This is a genomic window from Pseudomonas juntendi (assembly GCF_009932375.1).
GTDB classification, from domain to species: Bacteria; Pseudomonadota; Gammaproteobacteria; order Pseudomonadales; family Pseudomonadaceae; genus Aquipseudomonas; species Aquipseudomonas juntendi.
Genome location: NZ_BLJG01000077.1, coordinates 16,510 through 42,098, shown reverse-complemented (window position 1 = coordinate 42,098; position 25,589 = coordinate 16,510). Strand labels below are relative to the sequence as shown.

The 25,589-nt window shown below is 55.2% G+C and carries 17 protein-coding genes; 8 read left to right on the top strand and 9 right to left on the bottom strand.

All coding sequences use genetic code 11. The features are described 5' to 3' along the window. Position 1 precedes the first annotated feature (1 nt). The 9 genes from GYA94_RS11355 to GYA94_RS11315 all read right to left on the bottom strand — a co-directional run bounded on the left by GYA94_RS11355 (position 2) and on the right by GYA94_RS11315 (position 11,170). Positions 2-1,006, bottom strand: coding sequence for an MraY family glycosyltransferase (locus GYA94_RS11355; protein ID WP_161892338.1), 1,005 nt, complete (start codon positions 1,004-1,006; stop codon positions 2-4). Continuing rightward, a complete protein-coding gene (locus tag GYA94_RS11350) occupies positions 1,003-1,974 on the bottom strand; it encodes a UDP-glucose 4-epimerase family protein (RefSeq protein ID WP_161892337.1) in 972 nt (323 codons plus the stop codon). Before GYA94_RS11350 ends, GYA94_RS11355 begins: the two co-directional genes overlap by 4 nt. 141 nt (positions 1,975-2,115) lie before the next feature. Next, on the bottom strand, positions 2,116-3,225 hold the full coding sequence (locus GYA94_RS11345) for a glycosyltransferase family 4 protein (RefSeq protein WP_029885246.1): 1,110 nt from the start codon (positions 3,223-3,225) through the stop codon (positions 2,116-2,118). Continuing rightward, complete coding sequence (locus GYA94_RS11340) at positions 3,222-4,364, bottom strand: glycosyltransferase family 4 protein (protein WP_161892336.1); 1,143 nt, start codon at positions 4,362-4,364, stop codon at positions 3,222-3,224. Before GYA94_RS11340 ends, GYA94_RS11345 begins: the two co-directional genes overlap by 4 nt. Continuing rightward, positions 4,361-5,257 carry a GDP-mannose 4,6-dehydratase gene (locus GYA94_RS11335; RefSeq protein WP_161892335.1) on the bottom strand — a complete coding sequence of 299 codons (897 nt, stop codon included), beginning with the start codon at positions 5,255-5,257 and terminating at the stop codon, positions 4,361-4,363. Before GYA94_RS11335 ends, GYA94_RS11340 begins: the two co-directional genes overlap by 4 nt. Then, positions 5,257-6,288 carry a GDP-mannose 4,6-dehydratase gene (gene gmd, locus GYA94_RS11330; RefSeq protein WP_161892334.1) on the bottom strand — a complete coding sequence of 344 codons (1,032 nt, stop codon included), beginning with the start codon at positions 6,286-6,288 and terminating at the stop codon, positions 5,257-5,259. The genes GYA94_RS11335 and gmd overlap by 1 nt, the downstream gene beginning before the upstream one ends. 326 nt (positions 6,289-6,614) lie before the next feature. Continuing rightward, positions 6,615-8,030 carry a TolC family outer membrane protein gene (locus tag GYA94_RS11325; RefSeq protein WP_161892333.1) on the bottom strand — a complete coding sequence of 472 codons (1,416 nt, stop codon included), beginning with the start codon at positions 8,028-8,030 and terminating at the stop codon, positions 6,615-6,617. Continuing rightward, positions 8,027-9,352, bottom strand: coding sequence for an HlyD family type I secretion periplasmic adaptor subunit (locus tag GYA94_RS11320; RefSeq protein WP_161892332.1), 1,326 nt, complete (start codon positions 9,350-9,352; stop codon positions 8,027-8,029). Before GYA94_RS11320 ends, GYA94_RS11325 begins: the two co-directional genes overlap by 4 nt. A 12-nt stretch (positions 9,353-9,364) precedes the next feature. Continuing rightward, positions 9,365-11,170, bottom strand: a complete 1,806-nt coding sequence (locus GYA94_RS11315) for a type I secretion system permease/ATPase (RefSeq protein WP_161892331.1) — start codon at positions 11,168-11,170, stop codon at positions 9,365-9,367. A gap of 532 nt (positions 11,171-11,702) precedes the next feature. Here GYA94_RS11315 and GYA94_RS11310 point away from each other — a divergent pair. From GYA94_RS11310 to GYA94_RS11275, 8 genes are all read left to right on the top strand, one after another. Next, positions 11,703-12,584, top strand: a complete 882-nt coding sequence (locus tag GYA94_RS11310; protein WP_161892346.1) for a hypothetical protein — start codon at positions 11,703-11,705, stop codon at positions 12,582-12,584. 17 nt (positions 12,585-12,601) lie between these two features. After that, positions 12,602-14,029: a DUF4214 domain-containing protein gene (locus tag GYA94_RS11305; protein WP_110677910.1), complete on the top strand. Its 1,428-nt coding sequence runs from the start codon at positions 12,602-12,604 to the stop codon at positions 14,027-14,029. A gap of 144 nt (positions 14,030-14,173) precedes the next feature. Continuing rightward, complete coding sequence (locus GYA94_RS11300) at positions 14,174-16,645, top strand: glycosyltransferase family 2 protein (RefSeq protein WP_161892330.1); 2,472 nt, start codon at positions 14,174-14,176, stop codon at positions 16,643-16,645. Then, positions 16,642-19,017, top strand: coding sequence for a glycosyltransferase family 2 protein (locus tag GYA94_RS11295; protein ID WP_161892329.1), 2,376 nt, complete (start codon positions 16,642-16,644; stop codon positions 19,015-19,017). Before GYA94_RS11300 ends, GYA94_RS11295 begins: the two co-directional genes overlap by 4 nt. A gap of 83 nt (positions 19,018-19,100) precedes the next feature. Next, positions 19,101-20,348 (top strand): hypothetical protein, encoded by a 1,248-nt coding sequence (locus tag GYA94_RS11290; protein WP_161892328.1) that lies wholly within the window; start codon positions 19,101-19,103, stop codon positions 20,346-20,348. Between the two features lie 53 nt (positions 20,349-20,401). Beyond that, positions 20,402-23,041 (top strand): glycoside hydrolase family 99-like domain-containing protein, encoded by a 2,640-nt coding sequence (locus GYA94_RS11285; RefSeq protein WP_161892327.1) that lies wholly within the window; start codon positions 20,402-20,404, stop codon positions 23,039-23,041. Between the two features lie 9 nt (positions 23,042-23,050). Beyond that, a complete protein-coding gene (locus tag GYA94_RS11280; protein WP_161892326.1) occupies positions 23,051-24,391 on the top strand; it encodes a glycosyltransferase family 92 protein in 1,341 nt (446 codons plus the stop codon). Positions 24,392-24,404: 13 nt separating this feature from the next. Beyond that, positions 24,405-25,571, top strand: a complete 1,167-nt coding sequence (locus GYA94_RS11275) for a nucleotide sugar dehydrogenase (RefSeq protein ID WP_161892325.1) — start codon at positions 24,405-24,407, stop codon at positions 25,569-25,571. The last annotated feature ends 18 nt before the right edge of the window (positions 25,572-25,589 follow it).

Sequence of the window (25,589 nt, the reverse complement as noted above, 5' to 3'; positions counted from 1 at the left end):
CCTATTCTTTTTCCCCTGCTTTATAGATTAACGCCAACACTATCAGAGGTACGTAGGCCACCAAGGTTCCCAGTGCACCATCGAGCTGAAATACCACGACCACCATTGCCACGGGTAACAGCCAACCCAGGTTGATGGCCGCCACGGCCAAGGTGACTGTGCGGTGGCTGCCGTGGTGGCGGGTCGCGTACTGGTAAGCATGGCTGCGATGCGCTTGGTAAACCTTGTCGCCGCGCAGCAAACGCCGAACCAAGGTAAATGTGGCATCCACCACGAACACACCCAAAAGTATTAACCACCCCCAGAATAATAGCGGGTTTACCCAACCTGCCAGTAACGCCAGCAGGCCCAGCACCATACCGAGGAAACCACTGCCCGCATCACCCATGAAGATGCGGGCGGGGGGGAAATTCCAGCACAGGAAGCCGGCCACCGTCGCAGCCAGCAACAGGGGTAGCCAGGCGTGATGAGCATGATCGGTTACCCAGTACAACAGGCTGGCCCCCACGCAAACGCAGATGGCCTCGACACTGGCGAGGCCGTCGATACCATCCATGAAGTTATAGAGGTTCAGCAGCCATACCAGGTACAGCGCGCCGAATAGGCTGCTCAGCCATAAGGGGGCCAGCGTAACGCCAAACACACTGATGGGCGGCATGCCCCCCAGCCAAGCGAGGCCCCAGGCCGCAGCCGCAAAATGGCCCAGCAGGCGCCAGCGCGCAGCGATATGCCCGTGGTCGTCCATGAAACCGATCACCGCCACCAGCCCCCCGGCGCCCAGCACCCCGACCACCACGGAGGGCGCGATAGGCCCTGCAATGGCCATACAAAGTGCTGCCAGCAGAAAAGCCACCACAAAGCTCAAGCCGCCGCCGCGCGGGGTAGGCAGTGTGTGTGAGCTACGTGCATTGGGAATGTCCATCAGGCTACGGGACAGCGCATAACGCCGCAGCGCTGCCGTCATCCACCATGCTGCCACGCCTGCCGCCAAAACGAGCCAGATCATGGGCGGCGCGCTTCCAGCAAAGATTGAGCGGTCATTTTCAGTCCTTGTTCCAACGTGTAGGGAGGGTACCAGCCGAGCAACTGCCGGTTCTTGGCGATATCCACCTGCAGTGAGCCGAGCAGGCGCTGAGCGAGGTCCCGCCGCCCCACCAACTGCGCTGCGCCATGCAACACCCCCACCGGCACAGGGAGCAGGCGCGCCGGCTGCCCCAGCACGCGACCTAGCGCATGCAGCAACTGGCTGAGGGAAACGTCTTCCCCGTCACTAGCCATGAAGGTCTGGTTGGCGGCGTTTGGATGGTCAATGCAGGTAATGATCAGGTCGACCAGGTTGGCCACCGACACCAGGCTGCGACGGTTGTCGACCTTTGCGAATGGCAGTGGCACACCACGCTGCACCCAACGCATCATGCTATGGAAATTGGCCTTGACCCCCGGCCCGTAGACCAGCGTAGGGCGAATCACAACCACCTGCATCGCGGTAGTCGCTGCCAGCTGGCGCAACCCCTGCTCTGCTTCGAGCTTGGACAGCCCATAGGCATCCCGCGGTGCCGGCACATCATCAGCATGCAGCGGCTTGCCTGGCTGGCTGAGCTCACCATTGACCTTGACCGAGCTGATGAAGATAAAGCGCCTTACACCTGCGGCAGCGGCCTGGCGGGCCAGATTGAGCGTGCCCTCGACATTGACCCGACGGAACTCGGCCAGGCTGTCGCTGGCAGTTTCCTTCATGACATGCACCCGGGCAGCGGCATGCACCACAGTATCGACACCGGCCAGTGCTGCAGCCCAGTCGGTGCTGGCGGCGAGGTCAGCGATGCGCACCGCTTGCGCACCCGCAACGGGCGCCTGGCCATTGCCACGCAGTGCGGCTCGGGTATCGAAGCCCGCGTTACTGGCCAGCTGACGGCATAGCGCGCTGCCGATGAAGCCGCTTGCACCTGTAACGAGTATCGTGCGTTTTTCCATATAGCTCTGTCTCGAGTCAACGGGGCGCAGGTTTAAACGGAAATTGCCAGAGCGCAACCACTGCCCGATCCACCACCGTGCAACGCGCTTGGGTGCCGCAATGGCCGACCGGACTTGCTGCTTGGCTGCGCGGGTGAACAGCTAAAGCAGGCTACGATAGAGTTCGGCATAGCCAGACGCCATGGCCGATGCGGTGAATACCTGCTCATAGCGCTGCAACGCCCGCCCTCCCATGGTTTGGGCCATGGCCGGATCGTCCCACAACCGTTGCATGGCTTGCGCCAGCGCTGCGGCATCGCGTGGAGGCACTACCAGCCCCGTCTCGTCGGCCAGGTTGATGAACGTGGTGCCCGATCCCATTTCGCAGGAGATAAGCGGTTTGCCATACATGGCCGCCTCCAGCAGCGAGATGCCGAACGACTCCGAACGCAGGTGGGACGGGAAAGCGAAGGCGTAGCACAGTTCAAGCAACGCCGCCTTGTCGTCATCCGGCAGCCCGCCCAGGAACTGGACATTGTGCAACCCCGCCTCCGCCGCCTGCTGCTTCAGCTGATGCTCAAGGAAGCCGCCCCCCATGATCACTACTGGCAAGCCGTTGATACGCGCGGCTTCCAGCAAATAATCCAGGCCCTTGTAATAGCGCAAGGCGCCAACGAACAGGAAAAAACGCTCGCCCAGGCGTTGCCGCCAATAGGCCAGCTTCTCGGCACTGGCGGCGGGGTAAGTGGACCGGTCCAGACCATAGGGAATGATGGCGACCTTGTCTTTGAACTGGGTCAGCACCGGGCTATGCGCGGCGTAATTCGGCGAAGATGCAACTATACGATCGACGCTGGAAAAGAACCGCCGCATCAAGGGCTGGTAGAGCTTGAGCAGCCACTTTTGCTTGACGATATCGGAGTGGTAGCTGACCACGGTCGGTTTGTTCAGCCGGGCCAGGAAGTGCACAACATCCATGTACGGCCAGGGGAAGTGGTAATGCACGATGTCTGCCTGCCTGGCGAGTTCGGCAAAATCCTTCATTGCCGACAGCGAAAAGCCCGTGGAGGCGACGTGCAAATCGAGCTTGGCCCGATGGGTGCGGTGGTTGGCCACGCGTTCGTCACGCCCTGAGCCCCGTGGGCTGAGGTAGAGCACTTCAGGTTCAACCCCGTGGGCTTGAGTCCCTTCGGCAATCTGGAAGATTACCTGCTCGATACCGCCCATGGAGTCCGGGTAGTACGTTTTGAAAAAATGCAGAACCTTTATCATCTTTCCCTGACCGACTTGTAAACCTCGACCGTCGCCTGGGCACAGCGCTCCCACGAGAAGCCGCCGGCATGCAACAGGCCCTGCTGCACCGCCGTTGCTCGCCAGGCTTCGTCCTCAAGCCCTTGCTGCAACAATGCAGTCAACCCTTCTACATCATCAGGTGCGCACATCAGCGCAGCCGGGCCTGCCACCTCCGGCAGCGACGAGCTGTTGGAGCACACAACGGGCACCCCGGAGCTCATGGCTTCAAGTACCGGCAAGCCAAACCCTTCGTAATGCGACGGGAAGGTGAACAGGCGCGCGCCGGCGAACAGCAAAGGCAGGTCTGCGCTGGCCACGAACCCGAGGTAGCGGGCCCACCCCTGCTGCTGCGCCTGGGCGATACGGTCATGAATGGCTTCGCTGCGCCAACCATGGTAACCGGTAAGAATCAACGGCCAGCGTTGGCGCAGGGCCAGTGGGAGACGACTGTAGGCATCCAGTAGCGAGACGATGTTCTTGCGCGGCTCGATGGTGCCGACGAACAGGCTATAGCCGCCCGGTTCCAGGCCATGGCGGGCCAAGGCCTCGCGCAGATCGGCGGGGCTGCGGGGGTGAAACTGTGGTGAACTGGCCAGGGGGACCGCGTGAATCCGGTCCAGCGGCCAATTGAAATAGTCTGCCAGTTCCTTTCGCATGCAATGCGATACGGTAATCAAGGCATCTGCACGCTTGAGGCTTTGCGTAAGCTCCTTTTGCAGATACCGCGCGATTTGCGGCGTATGGCAGTGCGCCCAAGTGAACGGCGACAAATCGTGAAACGTCGCCACCCGCGGACCTGCAAATGGCGGCAGGTAAAAGTTGGTACTGTGATAGATGAAGTCTTCATGCCCGCGCAGCGCTTGCTTGCGCAAAATGGGCATCAGCCGCCGGTACACTTCCACAGCCAGTGCGTTTTTCTGCACAAAGCGCTTCAGGCCGTGCACAGCGTCGGACTGGTCAGAAGGTGAAACCAGTTCGGGCAAAAACTTGCGACCAGCAAACAGCCGCAACTCGCTGATTTCCTCAGCGTGCTGCAGCCGCGAGGCTAATTCATAGGTATAACGCCCAATGCCGGTAAGCGGAAAGCGCACCGACTCTACAGAAAGGATAAGCTTCATTTATCAGCAAGCATCCAACCCAGCGTTTCATCCAGCGACGGGGTTTCCCAGCCAGGTAGCAAGGCCCGCAGCTTTGCGTTGTCACCACACAGGGTTTTGACCTCGTTAGCGCGGACAAAAGCCGGATTCACCTGTACCTCGAGTTGGTGCCCCGTGATAGCCGAGCACTTGCCGATCACTTCGCGCAACGAATGGGTTGTACCAGAGCTGACATTGATCGCCTGCCCGACCGGCCGTGCTTCGATCAAGCCACGATAGGCCTGGACAACCGCGCGCACGTCACTGAAGTCGCGCCAGACATCCAGGTTGCCAAGCTCGATCACTTCGGCCTTGCGGCGAAAGTGCGAGACGATCTTGGGTAGCAGGAAGTTGTCTGCCTGCCCAACACCGGTGTAGTTGAAGGGCCGCGCGATAACGATAGGCAGCCGATCACACCAAAGCCTGGCCATGTATTCCATGGCCAGTTTGCTGACCGCGTAATCATTGGCGGGCGCCGGCGGCGTCTGCTCGTTCAGCAGCCCTTCGGAAACGTTGCCGTAAACATTGGCACTGCTGGCAAGCAACACACACTCGGGTGTTTTGCCGCAGGCCGCAACAGCTTCGAGCAAGTTGCGCGTACCTATCAGGTTGACCTGATAGAACGCGTCGGCAGCACCATGCCCTACAAAAGCGATGGCAGCCAGATGGACGATGACATCCGGCTGCAGTTCGGCCAGCAACGCGCGTAACCCAGGCCCATCGGCAAGGTCGACCTGACGGTAGTCAGGGGCCTGCAGGGGCTGGCTGCCAGTGCCGAAAACTTCATAGCCAGCAGCTCGTAGTTCTGCCGCCATGTAGCGGCCGGTGAACCCGTGTATACCTGTGATGAGTGCGCGTTTGCTGGCCATTTGCATCAGAACGAGAACCCTTGTTCGTTACGACGCAGGTCGGCTTCGACCATCATGCGGCACAGCTCTTCGAGGCTGGTCTTGGGCTCCCAGCCCAGCACGTTCTTGGCCTTTTCCGGGTTGCCGATAAGCAGTTCGACTTCGGCTGGGCGGTAGAATTTCGGGTTGATGACAACCAGTACCTTACCGGTTGCAGCGCAGCTACCCTGCTCCGCTTCGTCTTTGCCGCTCCACTTGATTTCAATACCGACTGCCTTGAAGGCCATGGTAACGAAGTCGCGTACGGTTTCGGTACGGTTGGTGGCGAGCACGAACGTATCCGGTTCGTCAGCCTGCAGCATGCGCCACATGCCCTCAACGTATTCCTTGGCAAAGCCCCAGTCACGTTTTGCGTCGAGGTTGCCCAGCTCCAGCTTGTCCAGCAGGCCCAGCTTGATCTTGGCTACCGAGTCGGTGATCTTGCGGGTCACGAACTCACGGCCGCGCAGTGGCGACTCGTGGTTGAACAGGATGCCGCTGGTGGCGAAGATGTTGTACGACTCACGGTAGTTGATGGTCATCCAGTGAGCGTAGAGCTTGGCCACGCCGTAAGGGCTGCGGGGGTAGAACGGGGTGGTTTCGACCTGCGGAATTGCCTGCACCTTGCCGAACATTTCCGAGGTGGAAGCCTGGTAGAAGCGCGCCTTGGGGTTAACGATACGAATGGCTTCGAGCAGGTTGACCGCGCCCAGGCCGGTGATTTCGGCGGTGGTCAGCGGTTGCTCGAACGACACACCCACAAAGCTTTGTGCGGCGAGGTTGTATACCTCGGTGGCCTCGGTGGTTTGCAGCAAACGGATGCTGGCCGACAGGTCGGTGAGGTCGTATTCGACCAAATGCAGGTTAGGGTTGGTATGGATACCCAACTCCTCGATGCGCCAGAAGTTGACCGAGCTGGTGCGACGGTAGGTGCCGTAAACGGTATAACCTTTGTCCAGCAGCAGTTCCGCCAGGTAGGCGCCGTCTTGACCAGTGATCCCCGTAACGATTGCTTTCATGCGACTTAACCAACTCCGATAGTGCCGTGCGGGCATGGATAAATAATGGAACCACGCGGGCCGTTCCTGCCGCGCGTGTAAAGATTTGATGCGGAAGTATACATAGGTCGGACGGAGGACTCGACTCGCAAAATAACCGCGTGGCGGGTTGTGCCATTTACGGCTTGCCGGCCAGCGCCTTGGGGAAGGTGCAACGGATGAACGACCTAGCTGATGAGCTAAAGGATAAGTACCCGCGCAATGGCTTGCCAGCATCTAGCGTGTAGGAAAGGTCTGAAACGGAAGGCGGGGCCCATGTGGACCGCTGCCTGCCGTCGGGCGCTCAATCAGCCGCGCGCATTGACCCGCGCCACATCACCACCCGGCAGGCTGGTTTCAGGCACCGGGCTAAGCCAGACATTGACATTGTGGACGCTTTCCTCGGTCAACTCCCCTGCCCAGCGGTTCAGCAGAAACAGGTTGGTGATGAAGTCGTACTGAGTTTTCAGCAGGTCGCGCCGGGCCTTGAATTCGTTCTGAACTGCGGTCAGCACATCCACGGCATTCACCACGCCGAAAGAAAATGCCTTCTGCGCCGCCAGGCTGGACTGCTGCGCCGATGACAACGCATTGCGGTTGGCGCGAATTTTCTCGACAGCGGCCTGAGCGGTAAGGTAGGCAGTGGTAGTTTCCTTGACCACCTGGCGCCGCACGCCCTCCAACTGCTCTTCAGCTGCCAGCTGATCATCGTACAGCCCACGCACCCGAGCAGAAGTGGAACCCCCGCTGTAGATCGGGATTTTCAACCCCAGCGACGCTACATAGCTGTCACTGCGCGGCGTTTGGGTGTTGTCATAACCTTGGTCGTTCTGCTGCGCAGTCAAGCTCAGGCCCAACTGCGGATAATGCTCACCCTTGCCTTCGCGCACCGCCGCTGTGGCTGCGTCTGCTCCACTTTGGTACGACTTGAGCATCGGATTGGTTTCGATAGCCTGAGTGACCCAGTTTTGCAAGGGGCGGGTAGGCGCCTGCAACGCCACGTCATTACGAACCCGGCTAAGCGGCTCGGTAATCGGGCGCCCGACAATCTCGGCCAACGCCTCGCGGCTGACCTGCACCTGGTTGCGCGCTTCCACTTCCTGCGCAAGCAAAAAGTCTACCCGCGCCTGCATATCCAGCTTGTCGGTGATCTTGGCCATTTGCCGGTCGAACATGCTACTGACGCGGTCAAGGTTTTTCTGGGTGGCCCGGCGCTCCGCCTGGACCAGGGCCAACTCATCGTCTGCCGCCAGCGCTACGAAGTAGCGCTTGGCCAGGTCGACCGTAGCCTCCGCCAAGGTATCCTCCGCCTCAAACCCCTTCTGTGCCTTTACGCTCTTGGACTTCTGGTAACGCTCCCAAGCCGGCTTGTTGTACAGATACTGGGTCAAGCTCAGCGAATAGGTTTCGGTGTTGTAGATGTCGCGCTCGAGTTCGTTCTTCCGCAGAATGCGGCTGGAGTTGGCATTGGCCGACACCTGGGGCAACAACCCACCCAGCGCGGCACGCTGCTGCTCACTCGCAGAGCGCGCCCGTGCGTAAGCCGCCAACACCCGCGGGTCTTCAAGGCGCGCCTCCCGGTACAACCCGGCCAGGTCCAACGCATAAGTAGAAGCCGACACGCCCTTCGGAGCAACGCCTTCGCCACCCCTCCCCTCCACAGCCACCGCCTGCCAGGCGACCATGCACAACATTACTCCCGGTAGCAAACGCAGCACGATCATTCCTCAATCAGCGATTCAGCGAACATGTTGCGCGCCGGTTTCAGCAGGTATTGCAGCATGGTGCGGTCGCCTGCATTGATCAAGACTTCGGCCGGCATGCCAGGTTGCAGCTTGCGACCGGCCAGTTTCTTCATGCCGTCTTCGGTGACATTAACGCGCACCAGGTAGTACTGATCGCCCGAGCGCTCATCAATCAGGCTGTCCGCCGAAATGCGCGTCAGCTTACCCTCGATGATCGGCGTAGTGGCCTGGTTGAAAGCCGAGAAGCGGACGTCCGCAGTTTTACCCAATTCCAGCCGATCGATATCCCGCGGGGCTACTTTGGCTTCTACTACAAGCTCGGACTGTGCTGGCACTATATCCAACAGAGGCGTTGCGGCACTGACGACACCGCCAATGGTGTGCACCTTCATATCCAGCACCATGCCGCTTTCAGGGGCACGGATAACTACGCGGGAAAGGCGGTCGCGAAGCGCTGCTTCCTTTTCCTGCAGGTCGAACACCTGAGCCTGTACGTCGGAAAGCTCCTTGGCAACATCGGCATCGAACTTCTTCTTCAACTGCACGATTTGCAGTTCGGTCTCGCCAATCTGCAACTTGGTCTTGGTGATGCTGGACTGGTGGTCCGCCACTTCGGTCTTGAGCATGTCAAGCTTACGCTCCTGCTCCAGCAACCGCTGGTTGTCGACAAACCCCTCTGCCAGCAACTCTTTCAGTTGCTTGATTTCACCGGAATAGGACTTCTCCAGGCCTGTCTTGGTGCGAATCATGTCGTTCAAGCCAGCAATCTGCTGCTGCATTTGCTGGATACGCTCGCGGTTGACAGAAATTTCGCCCTGCAAGGAATCATGGCGTGCCTTGAACACTTGCTGCTCCCCGGCCAACGCTTCCTGGGCACGGCTGGAGTCGGTGCCCTCCATCGTCACCGCCGGGATCGACTCCAGGCCATCGCGCTCGGCGCGCAGGCGTGCCTCTTTATAGCGTGCAACGATAAGCTGGTTGCGGGTGGACTCGTATTCAGCGCTGAGCTGTGACTCGTCCAGCACTATCAGCGGGTCACCTTTGTTTACCAGGTCACCATCCCGGGCATGCAGCTCTTTGACGATACCGCCTTCCAGGTGCTGCACGGTCTTGCGGTAGTTCTGCACGGTGACCACGCCAGTGCCGTGCACTGCGTTGCTCAAGGGGGCGAACGCCGCCCAGGTACCGAAAATGCCGAAGGTGACAAAGACGATGGTCAAACCAATCCGGCGTATACCCCGGTCCGACGTAGGCATATCATCGAAATTGTGGTCGAAATTTGTAATTGCTTTACTGCTCATCTAGAAATCCTTTCAAGCGCCAGTACTGGTAGTGGCGGGCACAACAGCCGCTGGGGCAGCAGGGGCAGCACCTGGCGCGGGTGGAGCAGTAGGCGCAGTGGCAGGCGCCGCTTGCGCACCACGCTGCTGAAGCTTGGCTTGCTGGGCGGCCAGTTCAGCGATAACCCGATCGCGCTCGCCATACAGCGAAATGGTGCCACCGGCCATTACCAGAATACGGTCCAGGCGGGTGAGGATATTGGGGCGATGAGAAACGATAAATACCGTGGCGCCTGTTTCCTTGAGCTTTTGCAGTGCCACACCCAATGCACGCTCCCCCACATCGTCCAGGTTGGAGTTCGGCTCGTCGAGCACGATCAGGCGCGGGTTGCCGTAAATGGCGCGCGCCAGACCGATCCGTTGGCGCTGACCGCCTGACAAGTTCACGCCCTCACTACCAATGACTGTGTCGTAGCCGTCTGGCAACATCAGGATCATTTCATGCACACCTGCCATTTGCGCGGCTTGCACTACTTTTTCAGGGTCGACCTTGTCGAACCGCGCGATGTTTTCGCTGATGCTGCCCTCGAACAGTTCGATGTCTTGCGGCAAATAGCCCACATACGGGCCCAGCGCCTGTTTATCCCAGCTGGCAATATCGGCGCCATCAAGACGCACCACGCCATGCTGCGGCGGCCAGATCCCCATCAATGCGCGCACCAGCGTGGATTTGCCCGCCGCACTCGGGCCAACGATGCCCACGATTGAACCTGCCGGCGCTACAAAACTGATGCTTCGCAATACAGGAGCTTTGGCACCAGGGGGCGCCACGATCAGGTTCTCGACCTGGATATGGCCTTCTGGCGCAGGCAATGGCATACGCTCAGGCTCATTGTTCAGGTCATCCATCACTTTGTTGAGGCGGTCATATTGCACTTTGGCTGCGACAAAGCCTTTCCAGCTGCTGATCATCTGGTCGATCGGCGCTAGCGCACGCCCCAGCAGCAGCGAGCCCGCCATCAACAACCCGGGGTTGATTTCATGGGTAACGACCAGATACGCGCCAATGGCCAGCATGATCGACTGCGACCACATACGGAACGTTTTAGAGGTAGAGCTTACGATCCCACCTTTGTCACTGGCCTGTGACTGCAGCATCATGATGTTGCGTTGGCGTTTAGCCCACCGGTTCATCAGCGTCTCGAGCATACCCATAGACTCGATCACTTCGGCGTTACGCAGCGTCTTGGTCGTTACCACGTTGGAAGCCACGTTCTCTTTGTTGGCCGCAGCCAACGCCTGCCCTGTAAGACGGTGGTTGACGACAGCCAGCACCGACAGAACGGCACCACACGCCAGCGTCATCCAGCCGAACCACGGGTGAAAGAGGAACATCACGATGGTGTAAATCGGAAACCAGGGAGCATCGAAGAAAGCAAACAAGCCTGGCCCAGTAAAAAATTGGCGCAAGGCTGTGAGGTCATTCAAGGATTGCGCAGTTGCATCCGCACCACCACTGGTCAGCGCGCGCTTGAAGCTTGCACGGTATACATCCCGACTGAGCAACACATCCAGACGGTTACTGATACGAACCATGATGCGAGAACGTACCCACTCCAGTGCCCCCATTGTGAGTAGCAGCACAGTCAGGATCAGCGTCAACATGAGCAATGTTGAAGTGCTGCTGGAGGGCACGACTCGACCCGATACCTGGATCATGAAGAAGGTAGGCACCAGCATCAGCGCGTTGACGAAGAAGCTGAAGAAACCGACCGAAAGGAAGCTGCTTTTACAAGCTTTCAGGGCAGCTTGCAGATTATTTTCGGATTGTGAACTCATGGTATCCATACTGAGGAAGGCGGAAGCGGCAGGCAGTGTAACACCCGCATAGGTACGTCTGGCTCTCAGATTATCCGGAAACCAGCTCGTTCCCCGACCAGCCGCGATTATTCATGAAGTTTTGCTAAGCAATCCGGCCCTGAACCTCCACCTTTCGCCAGACGCAACACAAGGCGACAAACGGCTAGCAGGTCAAACCCTCCTGCCAAGTCTTTGTCAAAAAAATCAGGGCGAGGCGAAGCCTGCGTAGCGCTTTGGGTAGGCTGCTGATTTTTCTAATATTTTTCTCTGGCCTAGGTAATCCTATTATTTTTGTCGGGTACTAAAACCAGGCCGTCGAGAGCGCGAAAGTTAGCGCTAAGTTCCGGACGGATATGAAATTTTTTTTAAATTTCTTGGTTGACAACCCTTCCCTCTGACGGCATCCTCGCCACTCGCAGGGAGCCTTCACCGGCCGTTTGGTGCACGCACGGGTTTGAGCAAGTTAGCTACCAGTGTTTTTGCTTAAAAGGAGCTTAACAACGCCATGTCTATGCCTTCGCAGACCCTTGACGGCCTGAAAATCAGTTCCCGGGTTACACTGCTCGAGCCGGGCATGTACATCTTCCGCTACGCCTCGCAGCCGCCTGCCGACAAGCCCGTGTGCATCGCGCTACAGCAAGCGCCGTTGGGCAAAGGCTCCATCGACTTCTTCCCCGCCGAGGGCGTCAGCAAAAACATGCTGACCAAACTGGGCGATACCATCGTGGCTCGGGTCAAAGGTGGCGTGACCACCGTTCTGATCACCGAATACCACATGTTCGACGAAGTGATCGACCCAATCGACCTTCGCATCGACCGCATAGACACCTCGCCGGCCATCATGCGCACCTACGCTGTTGTCGCAACCGCGGAGCCAGCCCAGGCCATTGCTGCCAGCGCCAAGCCCTTGCCTGTCAAGCTTACCGCCCACCTGAAAAAGGCGGGAGAGGTAAGCTCCACTGAGGGTTGGGTAGGTGCACCCGGTACAGAGGACTTCATTGAATCGTTTGCCGTCGAATGGGCTGAAAAACCGGTAGGCGTAGATTTGCTCTACACCTGCATGGTGGCTGGCTCAGGGCCTTGTCGCAATGTGTCGACGGGGACGTTCGTCGGCGCCAAGGCGCAGGGCCTACCACTACTGTGTGTTGGTTTCAGCCTTGTCGGCCCTCTGCGCAAACACTACGAATTGACTGGCGTTGTGGTGTTCGGCAATGCCGAACCACAACGCCTGGTCGCCAATCAGATGATGCATGGCCCCACCGGCAACGAGCCGCTGGTGGCGCTGCATATCGCCCTGACCCCCGTTACGAAGATGAACGCTGCCCGCCTTAAGTCTCCGTGGGAAAACTCTGCAACTGAGCAGACTACTATTGCAGCAGGCCAACCGGCCTGAAGTAACAGGAATACACCATGCAATACGATAATCCCGTATCGAGCAGCGACGTACAAGCTACTCTGACCGCCGAAAGCGCCAACCTGTCCGACTCCACCATCGAGGCCATCAACAGCCTGCTGAACCTGGATAACGCAGAGACCGTTTCGGTTGCTGGTATCACCGGCACTACCGTTCAGCTGCCAGAATCCGGTGCTGCCAGCATCGTTCAAGGCACTGTTGAAGGCGTTAAAGGCGACACCGTGGTACTGGACCTGGCCGCAGCTGAAGCTGCTGGCGCCAGCGTTTACCACCTGCAGAGCGACGCCAACCTGGTCGTGAACCTGGAAGGCCAAGCTGCTGCCCCAGCTGCCGACGTTCAAGCCTTCGCACTGGCTGCGGTCGACACCTCGGCTATCGAACTGGTAGTAGCTACCGGCAACGGTGACGACGTAATCACCGTTAAAGGCGACCAGAACACCCTGATCGACGCTGGCGACGGCAACGACACCATCGTTACCGGCAATGGCGACAACGTAGTTATCGCTGGCGCTGGCAACAACAACGTGACCACCGGTTCGGGCAATGACACTGTCATCCTGAGCGGCAGCAACCACGCTGACATCGTCAACACTGGCGAAGGTTACGACGTTGTTCAACTGGACGGCTCTGCCGAAGACTACGACTTCGCAGTCGGCAACAACTTCACCGTGAACCTGACCGGCAACCAGACCGCTGCTATCAGCAACGCTGAGTTCCTGTCGTTCGCCAACGGTGACACTGTAGCCCTGGCTCACAGCGACGAAGAAGCAGCAGCCCTGCGCCTGTACCAAGGCATCCTGGGTCGCGACGCTGACCTTGAAGGCGCCAAGGCATTCACCGGCCTGGTGAACGAAGGTACTTCGCTGACTGACATCGCCAACCAGTTCCTGAACTCTGCCGAGTTCGGCGGTGCTGCTACCGAAGCCAGCATCAACGACCTGTACAACACCCTGCTGGGCCGCGACGCTGACGAAGCTGGCTCCGATGCATGGCAGGCTGTACTGGCCAACGGCGCTTCGCTGGCCGACGTAGCTGCAGCTATCGCTGTGTCTGAGGAAGCTCAGGACCGCGACCAGTCCAATGGCGACTTCGTCCGTGACCTGTACACCAGCGTTCTGGGCCGCGAAGCCGACGAAGCTGGCCTGGACGCTTGGGTGTCCCAGCTGTTCAACGGCACCAGCCGCGCAGACGTTGCCAAAGGCATCGTTGGTTCGGTTGAAGCTACCGACAAGTCCAACAGCGACTTCATTGACGCTCTGTACCAGTCGGCTACCGGCCGTGCTGCTGACGACGCTGGCAAAGCTGCTTGGGAAGCTGTACTGGAGAACGGCGGCACCCACGCCGACGTAGCTCTGGGCATCGTTGGTTCCGCCGAAGCTATCGCTCACATCGACAACGTCGTTGTACTGCACGGCCAAGTGTAACTAGCCCTGCTGTAGCGCTGCGTATGTCCGGCCTCAGGGCCGGGCATATGCCAAAGGGGCGACTTTCGGGTCGCCCCTCTTTTTATTATCTGTAGCCAAGCCAAGCTTATGTCCAGACAACTCGACCATGGGCGAGAGACGCTCATGGGCATCTTCCACCGCCACCGTCAGGCCAACGAGCATGACGCGGCGGCAACTGCACTCGAACGTGCGTTGCAGGTTCCCGAGTATCGGGCCGAAGCACTCGTATGGAAAGGCATCGCGGCCTTGCCGCAGACGCCCGAGCTGGCTTTTTTATATTTTGCCAATGCCGCCAGGGCATTGCCCGAGCGGGCCGACGTTCACGCGTTGGTGGGGCGCAGCCTACTGGCGCAAGGCCACTTCGAGATGGCCACGCGCTACCTTACAAATGCCTGGAAACTTCAACCCAACGATCTGGCGCTGCGGCTGACCCTTTGGGAGGCTCGTAGCCGGTCAGAAACGCCTGCCGAGTTGCGACGCACAATCCTGGCCCACTTGCCCGATATCCAGACAGGTAAAGAGCTCGGGTTGGTAGTCAAGCTGCTGGCGGCGCAAAGCGACGCTCCGGGCACTATTGGTGTTGTGCGCTATCTGCCGGAACAGAAGGAAATTCAGGGCTGGGCGATCGACTTGCAGAATCTGCAAGCGCCCGCAGCGCTGCAGATTGAAGCCAATGGCGCCCGCATTAACGCGACTGCCAGCGCCGCCCACCCGCTGCTTGGTGCAGCGGGGCTCCCAGCGACCCATGGTGGTTTGCGGGTGAGCGTACCGAACCCCACCCCTGCGGTGCACATACAATTTACCAACGGCATGCCCCTGCAAGGCAGCCCGGTTTACGCCATGCCGGTCTTCGTTCCGCCTGCTAGCGTAGGTGGCGGCGAAAACAACCCAGTGGATGTGCTGATTCCGGTCTATAACGGCCTTGAGGAAACACTGGAGTGCATCAACAGCGCGCTGGACGCCCGCAAATTGAACCGCACCCCGCACCGCCTGGTGGTTATCGAAGACAAGACGCCGGTCCCTGCCCTGGCCAAGGCACTCAAGGTGCTTGCTGCCAAGGGCAAGATCACGTTGATCAACAACGCGGTCAATCTCGGTTTCATCCGTACCATGAACCGCGCCATGGCCCTCAGCCCGAACAAGGACGTAGTGTGGCTCAACGCTGATACCCGCGTGCACGGCGCCTGGCTGGATCGGTTGCGTGCAGTTGCTTATAGCGACAAACGCATTGCGTCGGTAACGCCGTTCACCAATAACGGCGAGCTCATGAGCTTCCCCCGTAGCCAGATCTGCCACGAAATGCCCAGCGCCAAGGCTCAGGCCGAACTGGATGAACTCGCCCGGCAGGTGGCCAGCCCACCCGTTGAAATCGAGACGGGCTGCGGCTTTTGCCTGTATATCAAGCGGGCCGCACTGGACCAGGTGGGCTACCTGGACGAAGTACACCTGGCTCGGGGCTACGGTGAAGAAACCGACTGGTGCCTGCGCGCCCGCAGCCAAGGCTGGCGGCACATGGGGGCGCCTAACGTGTTTGTGGCACACCAGGGTGGTATTTCGTTCGGTGCCGAGAAGGTAATGCGGGTGGCGGTGAACAACGCAACCTTGCGCCAACGGTACCCCGACGCATCCAGCAGCTATCAAGCATTCTGCCTGCGCGACCCTATCAAGCCTGCACGCCAGGCTTTACAGCAAGCGCGCCTTGAGCACTTGGTACGTAAACCGGCGAGCGAGCGAAATCTCAGTTGGCAGATGGGTGAGGACAGAACGCTCTACATCCACGATGGCCCAAATGACGATGCCGCTTTCAGCTTGGCTTATCACCACAGCAGTCATCGAACTTGGGTAGTGCTGACCGCCCCATTGTGCCCCTTGCCTCTGAATCTGGAGTACGAACTGCCGGGCGATTTCACTCACTTGGTCGAATGCCTGCGCAGCCTGCCATTGCAGGCAATGTTGTTCCAGAACCTTGCCCGCTGCCCGATTGGCTTATGTGATCTGCCGGCAATGCTGGACATTCCGTACCGCATTCTGTGCAACGACGACCGCTTGCTCGATTCGAGGGGTGATTATGACTGGCGGCGTTTTGCTCGCGAAGCGGCTAGCGTTCAGTTGCCATGGCCAGCGCTACAACCTGTTTACAGCGATGCGCTGCCAGATTCCAAGTTAGTAATAGAAGCGACTGCGGTAACCAGGGGGTTGACTGTGCATATGCCTCAATCACTCGTCATTGGTGACAGCCTGCGCGATGCCAGCATTGCCCAGCATTGGCTGGATGTTGCAAGGCATATTAAACGCGCGGAATTGTCCATCCGTTTGGTTGCGCCAAGCGATGGCCCCCTGCTGAAACAACTGCAAGCCACCGGTTCCGTTCATGTGCTGCCCGACTTGAATGGCTTCACCTTGGCCGAGCGAGCCCAAGCCGCCGGATGTGATGCTGTGCTCAGCCTGGCTGAAAATCCTGGCAGCGACTGGGCGGCCCCTCGCTTGGCAGCCCAGCTGGGTATACCGCTGTTCGCCCCCTCCAATTTGTTGGCAAGCGACACAGGGGCCGCTGCCCTAACCGCCTTGCCTTTCACCTTGAGCCTGCTCCGATGACCGAACACCTTCTGGATCAACTGCAAACGGCTCAGCCGGTCGCCCTGCCCGCCTTCAGCGGCGCCATACTTGGCCTTCAGGGCGACGTACTGCACGGCTGGGCGATGGACAACACGCAACCGGAAAACCGGCCTGTCATCGAGGTGTTCATCGATGGAGCCAGCGTTGCTCTGGCACGTGCCGACCAATATGAGCCCAACGCACCAATGGGCGACCAGTACCATGGCTTTGCCGTGCAATTGCGCCAGCGCTGGCTCGACGAGGCATGCTTGATCACCGCACGCATCGCCAACCAGTCATTCGAATTGGACGGTCAACTGTCGCTCCCGGCAGCACCCAGTGACGACAGTGCCTCAATTGCGTCCCAGGTTTGGCATACAGGCGGCCTGCGTGTCGGTGGTTGGTGCTGGGATCCAAAGGCACCTGATCGACATGTGGAGGTTACGGTACGCGAAGGCGATCAAGTGGTTGGTCGGGCGGTATGTAATGAGCACAACCAGGCCTTGGCGTACCGCGCCACCAGTGACCACGGCTTTGCTATCGACCTGCCTTGGGAGTTGGCCGATGGCAAGGTGCATGTGCTGGAAATCGTCAATGATCTTGGCCAGCCACTGGCAGGTAGCCCCATTCGTTTGTGCTGCTGGCCGGAGGGTGTTGAAGGGCTGCTCCAGAAATTGGATCCGGCGCACGACGCCGCAACGGTGGCCCTGCTGACTGAGGTTGCCAAGGACCAAACCATGCGCCTGCCGAAAAGTGCAGGCTGGCATCACTACCCTCAATGGTTCGAGGTGTTCCAGCGCCTGGACACACTGCCCTTACCGCCGCTACAAGGCAAGTTGGGGGTGCTGCTGCTGAGTGACGGCGATTCGGGACTGGAACAAATAAGCCTGAACAGCCTAGGTGCCTGCAACGCTGGCGCGCATGCAGTTGCTATCGCTCCACCATCCAACCTCTTGCCTGCGCTCACTCAACTGCTTGAAGGCGACTGCGATCGCATCCTGCCAATGGTGGCGGGCGATAGGTTGGCGCCTCTGGCGCTGGCGCACCTGAGTGCCTTGCTCGACGATGGGAGCGCATGGGCATTCGCCGACTGCGATCGCGACGGTCCGCAGGGTGAGCGCAGCCTGCCTTGGCTGAAACCGGTCTGGGACATCGACCTGTTTATAGGTGCTGACATTTTTACCCCAGGGGCGATCTTCGGTGCGAGCATCGTCAAGCAAGCGTTGGCGCTCCTCACGACCCGTGGAGTCAACACGCCTGTAAACTGGTATGACTTTACAGTCGGCATCGCATTGGCAACGGAAAACTCCGACGCGAGCGTTACACACCTGCCCCGCGTGCTTTACCACCGCGCCCCACATACACCAGCGAGCCCGGAACAGCAGCAGCCGTCCCCACAGCGTCTGCAGGCGGTTGAATGGCTGTGCCAGCAGTTGGCGCCAGGCGCCACGGTAAGCCAAGTGGCCGAATACCCGGCATTATTGAGAGCCCACTGGCCACTGCCTGAGCGACTACCCCAGGTAAGCCTTATCGTGCCAACACGGGATCAATTCAAGCTGTTGCATGCCTGCATCGAAGGGCTGCTGAACGACACGGATTACCCCAATCTGGACATTATTGTAGTTGATAATCAGTCTAGCGACCCACAGACCCTGACCTACCTGGCTGACCTCACCAAGCGAGGAATCACGGTACTACCACATCCCCACCCATTCAACTATTCCACGATTAATAATCGGGCTGCGAGCTTAGCCACCGGTGAACTGATTGGCCTCGTAAATAACGATATCGAAATTATCGAGGCTGATTGGTTAAAGGAGATGGTTGCGCAAGCACTCAGAACTGGCGTTGGGGCTGTAGGCGCCAAATTGCTGTGGCCAAACAGAATGGTTCAGCATGGCGGGGTAATCACTGGAATAAATGGCTTAGCAGCTCATGTAGGCAACAATCTTAACGAGCATGATGCGGGTTACTTGGCCACAAACCAGCTCACTCATTGTCAAAGTGCAGTTACCGCAGCCTGCCTTCTTATGAGGAAAGCAAGATTTGAGGAGCTCGGTGGCCTGAATGAAATAGATTTCCCGGTTGCGTTCAATGACGTAGATCTTTGCCTGCGCATCCGCTGCTCGGGCCTACATTTAGTGTGGACGGCATTTGCCAAACTAATACACGCGGAATCCGCAAGTCGCGGTAAAGATATCAGCGCGGAAAAGAGAGCCAGGGCAGATAGAGAGCAACATAGATTTATTGGTAAGTGGTCTATAGCCGAGCAAACTGACCCTTACTACCACCCTGCGTTGAGTCATGATTATCTCAGTGGAACTTATGGAGGCCTGGCATTACCGCCATACAATATTACGAGCCGGTCGTAGCTGATAAGTAGCAGTTATATTTTATCAGAACATAGTTCCCACCCGACATGCAAAATTATGAAGTATCCAATTAAGGTAAAATCATGGCAACCGGGCAAGCGAAGATGAACAACTTTACCAAGTCAGCGCCAAGTACTGCGGATAGCTCGATTAAATCAGACGCAGAGTTGATCAATGCAATCCAGCACGCCTTTGCTGAAAAGAACTCCGCGCTTTTACTAGCTGAGAGGCAAATCCAGGAGCAAGCGCGTTTTCTGGAGGATTTAAGAACTGAAGCTTCTGGCCTACTGGTAGAACTGCATAAGACGCAAGAGGCGCTTGAGCAGGCTTGCAAATCCCAAAGAGCGACGAGTGAACAGGCTATTCAGCAGCAGGCACGTATTGATAAGCTCAAAGCTCTTTTGCCCGACCACTGGGAAATGGAAGTCAAGGACATCCACCGCAAGCGGAAAGCTGCAACAGAAATCATATGCTGGACCTTGAAAGACGTTTACATCACGGGCGCGTATATTCCCGAATTATATGTAGAGGTTCATCTTCGCAATGGTGATGCTGGTGTAGTGTTAAAGCGAACCATATCGAACAGCATGACCTCCTCCGCTCAATTCGGAAAGTTGGCTAACGGCGATACCATTACAATATTTCCTGAATCCAAACCGGTAAATCAAGGGGCGAATGCCGAAATCAGCAATCTTGGAACTTCCGACTGGAACGCCTCCAGAGAAATACTACGACGCTTGACATCCCTGGTGGAAAATTCAGAGTTCAGCCACAGCCGACTCAAGAAGAAAGATGTAGGCGTGCTCCGAACTGGGTTAGTGAACCTCAATCAAAGGCTTAACAACTGGCCTTGGATTTTTAGGTTTGACGCTATTCAATTGAGTGAAACCTTGCAAACTCATGAGTACCAAAAACTCACGTTCAGAATTGAGAATCTTAGTATTGGTAACTTCACCTGGTCTCGCTTGGATTACGGAATAGCGACGGTAGATCACGATGGAAGTTTTGGACAAAACCCAAGACTGGAATTTCCGGAGTCGAGCAAACAGGTTGTAAGCAATTGGTATCCTGAGACCCTAGATGGGCGAGGAGCACGACTCGAGTTGAGATTTGCAAAGCCAAATGCATTTGATTGGAATGTCTGGACCAGACTATCGAATGAGGACAGATTACTAATCACCGCACTCGTTACCAGCATCCCCTCCCAAATTGCAGCTCTGGATAGACAGGGTATCCATATGCAGGACTGGCAGAAATGGAATGAACTTGGGCTGGTCATGAGAAGCATACTCGCAAGCCAGTTCGAGGGTATGACTAATCGCGCAGGCTGACTAAGCATGCGGTTTGAACAACAATCAGCCTACGATCGCAAGGAACTTAATAGATGACCGATTCACCCTCCCATTTCAAGCTCGCCAATATAGCATTTCGAGCAAAAGATTACGCACTTGCTGTAGAGCTGTACGAGACTGCTTTAGCTGAAGAACCGAGTGTGGCAGATAGTATCCGCTTCAATCTCGAACTTGCCCGCTCGCGCATAAGTACTGCAAGTCAACATAGTACCCAACAGATTTTACGTATTGACTCACAGGACAACAAAGTTAGTGATACGGGAGACGTATCCAGCACAGAGATAGAGCAAACGTCAGACCGTACAAATCTCAGCTCGGAAGCGAGCGCTGGCAAATGCCTAGAAATTAAAAAGCGTGGTGATATCCTCGAAAACGGTGTGCTCTCGTGCAACGCCGATAAATATAAAAGGACTATTCATGAGCTTGCATTGATCACTCAAAGCCATTACTTTCTTGAGGAAAATGGACATTTAGGCATATTTGGGAAGTCAAAAACAGTTTACAATGAACAAGTGTACACAAAAATTGCCGAATCGAAACTTTTCGACCAGGCGTGGTACATTGATACCTATCCAGATGTGGCCCTAAGCCAAATTGATCCTGTTAAACATTATATGTCCATCGGGTGGCATATTGGCCGCGACCCAAGTCCTAAATTTTCAACAAATACATATTTTGAGCTTAACAAAGACGTATATGACGCGGGCGTCAACCCTCTTGAGCATTATCTATTCCAAGGATTGAAAGAGGGTCGAAATTTTAAAAAATTCTTGAAAGCTGATGAACTTGGTAATATCGATTTCGCGCCTACACGACGCGGCAGCTACACCTTGATCCCTGAAAAGACTGTCCGCACTATATGCCTTTATCTCCCGCAATTCCACGCAATCCCCGAAAATGATAAATGGTGGGGTAAAGGATTTACTGAGTGGACTAATGTAGTACCTGCGAAGCCTCAATTTGATGGTCACTATCAGCCTCATGTGCCGCACCCTGATGTCGGTTACTACAACCTGCTCGAGCCAGGGGTGATTGCTCGACAGATCAAACAAGCTCATGAATATGGAATAGATGGATTTTGCTTTTATTTCTATTGGTTTGGCGGTCACCGTCTGCTCGAAAAGCCGATTGAACTTTTCCAGAGCGACAAATCACACGAAATGCCATTCTGTCTATGTTGGGCGAATGAAAATTGGTCTCGCCGCTGGGACGGCAACGAATCCGACGTACTGATTGCCCAGGACCACTCGGACGAGGATGATATTGACTTTATTAAGTATATAACTAAATACATTACTGATCCCAGATATATCAAAGTCGGTGGCAAGCCGCTGGTTGTAGTTTACCGTCCAGCCGAGCTTCCAGATGCCAAGCGTACCGCAAATATATGGCGAGAGTACTGTCGCAAGCAGGGGATTGGCGAAATCTTCCTAGCAACAACTAACTCCTTTGAGAAAAGTAACCCTGCCGAGTACGGATTCGATGCAGTCGTTGACTTCACCCCAAACAGCGCGGGCTTGTCCCCTACAAGGGACCTTATCGAGAACCTCCCTCCGTCATTCGAGGGCGGCCTGTTCAATTATGATAACCTAGTCGCGCAAAGTGATAATTATCGAGTCGAAGATTTTACAATCTTCCGCGGCGCAAGCCCCTCATGGGACAACACCGCGAGAAAGAAAAATAAGGGATATATATTTTTAAATAGCTCGCCCGTCAAGTATCAGAAGTGGCTAGACAACTCCATTAAATACATGACAGAGTGCAAGTCAGCGCCCAATGACAGTTTGGTCTTTATTAATGCCTGGAATGAGTGGGCAGAGGGAGCGCACCTGGAGCCCGATCAAAAATACGGCTACGCACACCTCGAGGCTACCAAACTTTCTATCCTTAAGTCGGCTATTGCTAATATGCCAGCGATCAAAAGCGACGAAAAATCGCTTGCGGTCATTATTCATGCATTCTACTTAGACGTACTTGAAGAATTTTTGATTGAAATCAAGAAAAACTCTTCAAAACTCAAAGTGAAAATTTATGTCTCCGTACCTTTCGGGAACACGGATGCCGCACGAGCTATGCTCAATGCCTCCAAGTTTGATTACATTTTAACTGAAGTCCAAAACTTAGGCCGGGATGTTCTACCCTTCATTAAGCTCTGCCGAATGGCAGCCAAAGATGGATTTCCTCTTATCCTTAAGTTACACACTAAGAAATCCAAACACCGGGAAGATGGCGACCAGTGGCGAAATGAGCTTTTGCAAAAGCTAGTTGGTAATGGCGAGTTGTTTAGAAACCATCAGAATATTATTAGAGATCAATCTATAGGCATACTCTGCCCGTCAGGTCACCTTGTACCCCTCAAGAATCACTGGGGTGGAAATGCAGAGCATTGTGCAACCCTCGCCGCCCGGCTGGGCTATGAATTCGAAGAAATTATCGATATGAAGTTTGCTGCAGGTACAATGTTCTTCGCCCAGACTAAAGCGATTCTCCCGATTCTTAACTTGGCCATCGACGATGAAGATTTCGACGAAGAGCTAGGTCAAACTGATGGTACCTTTGCGCACGCTTTAGAAAGGATTTTTACCGTTAGCTGTGCGGCAGCTGGGTTGGTAACGACTGAGCAGACCGGAAAAAAAACTAATAAACCGTATGCTTTTGCGAAGATCGGATAAAACAATTCTATGACCATCAAAGTTAAGCTGGCTGCAATTGCAAAAGATGAAGCGGCCTACATACCGCAGTGGATACACCACCACGCGGCATTTGGATTTCAGGAGATCGAAATCTGGCTGAATAACACTACTGACAATTCAATTGAATTACTTCAAGATATTCAATCCAAACACCCAGAAATCTCTATAAAATTCAAGATGGCTGATGAATTTCTTGAACGGTGTTTGTCGCAAAATCTACAATTCCAACAAGGTGCTTATAGTGAAATCTACAAAAGCACCTTCGAGACCTCAGACTTCAGTCATATCCTCTTTCTTGATTTGGATGAATTTTGGACCCCCCAAGATTTCACTACCACCATTGCAGATTTTATCTCCTCCTCTCCGGATGCTGATGCCATATCCTTTCAGTGGTTAATTGATACTCCAGATACATACAAACACATCTTTAGCCCACCATTCTCCCACCTTAATAAACTGCAAAAAAATCGTCATGTTAAAACGGTGGTTAAGCTCACAAACAGAATGACGGAGCTTTCCGTTCATAATCACATCATCAAAGATGGTGAATTTATCCTTGCAGATGGCACTCAGTTCCCTGGAACAGACCAAGAGACCCTCAACAAGTCTCTTGTACCAATTGCCTTTCAAAAGATTAATGGCATGAGGCCAGACAAGGCTTTCGTACTTCACCAAATTAATCGGACACCTGTTGAGTATCTGTCTTCCTTACTCAGGGGTCGCGGACATAAAAATGATCAGAGAGTCTTCAAGGCTAATCGGATAGGTTATATCCTAGATAACCAGTCCGCGCCTGCTATGGATTTTGGCATTAATCTGCAGCGTATATTTGAACATAATCGAAGCCTTTCGAAGTTCTTGTCAATTATTGACGACCAAGTTATGGTAGCCCAGCAGTTCATTATTAATCGATTTTGGTCCGCAGTTCGAAAAATTCGAGAAACGCCTGAACTGTTAACATTGCATCGCGATCAAATCAGAGGGATTAAGATTAATGATTTCTTGGACGAATATCTCCCACACGATCAGCTGTTATTTGCAGTAGACAAAACCAAAGTTTCATCGGATGGTGTTGTTATCGAAGGGTGGGCGTTCGATGCGCTATCAAGTGTGCGTCCGATTATTTCAGCCCTAAGCGAAGATGGCCAAGCTCTCCCAGTTGAAATCTATCGACACGACAGGCCCGATGTTGAGAAGATCTACCCTGACGCTCCTAAAGGTTGCGGTTTCAAGATTTCCGTATGTGCTCCTGGCGCAGGAGACTTGCGTCTCTTGCTCGCTTCCTCCGGAATTACCCAGACACTATTAATTGAACCAATCAGTAATTAGTAGAGCGATTAAAATGAAAATCACGGTAGTGGGAATCGGATATGTTGGCTTGTCAAATGCCTTACTGTTAGCCCAGCACAACAAAGTTATCGCATTGGATATCGACTCAGATAAAGTAGACAAGGTCAACAATGGGATCTCGCCCATTGAAGACCCCGAGATAAGCTTGGCCTTGAAGGGGTCTTCAGCAAATCTCATTGCTACTACCGATATCGCAAAAGCTTATGACTCGCCAGAAATTGTCGTTATTGCTACTCCAACTAATTACGACGAAAAAACCAACAACTTTAATACAGAATCTGTAGAAGCAGTAATTCGCGTCGCTGCCGAACTCAGCCCGCAACCCTTGATAGTTGTAAAGTCAACTGTCCCGGTAGGCTTCACCACTCGCATTCGCGCCAAGTTTAAAACAGACAATATTATCTTTTCTCCAGAATTTTTGCGTGAAGGGAAGGCATTACACGACAACCTTTATCCTTCAAGGATAATAGTTGGTGAACAGTCTGCCCGCGGGCAAATGCTTGCTGATCTTTTCTTGCAAGGCGCAAGAAAAACTGATGCCGCCATTCTTCTCACTGGTTCGACTGAAGCGGAGGCCATAAAGCTTTTTGCCAATACTTATTTGGCGATGCGCGTAGCGTATTTTAATGAGTTAGATACTTACGCAGAGTCAAGAGGACTTGACACCCGTCAGATAATTGAAGGCGTAGGTCTTGACCCAAGAATTGGAAATCATTATCACAATCCATCTTTCGGCTATGGGGGCTACTGCCTCCCGAAAGATACTAAGCAATTGCTGGCAAACTACGCCGAGGTCCCAAACACCTTAATCCGCGCTATTGTTGATTCGAATACGATGCGGAAGGATTATATTGCTGACGCAATTCTCAAGCTCCACCCCCGCAAGGTTGGCATCTACCGGTTGATCATGAAGGCTGGATCCGACAACTTTAGAGCCTCATCAATACAGGGGATCATGAAGCGCCTCAAAGCGAAGGGCATTGAGGTAGTACTATATGAACCAGCTTTGAAGGAAAAAACCTTCTTCAATTCCGAAAATATTTCAGACCTCCAAGTTTTCAAAGACAGCGTTGATGTGATTGTGGCAAATAGATTAGTCGAAGAAATTTTGGATGTTAAAGACAAAGTCTATACTCGTGACTTATTTGGGCATGATTAGTAAATATTCCACGTTTCT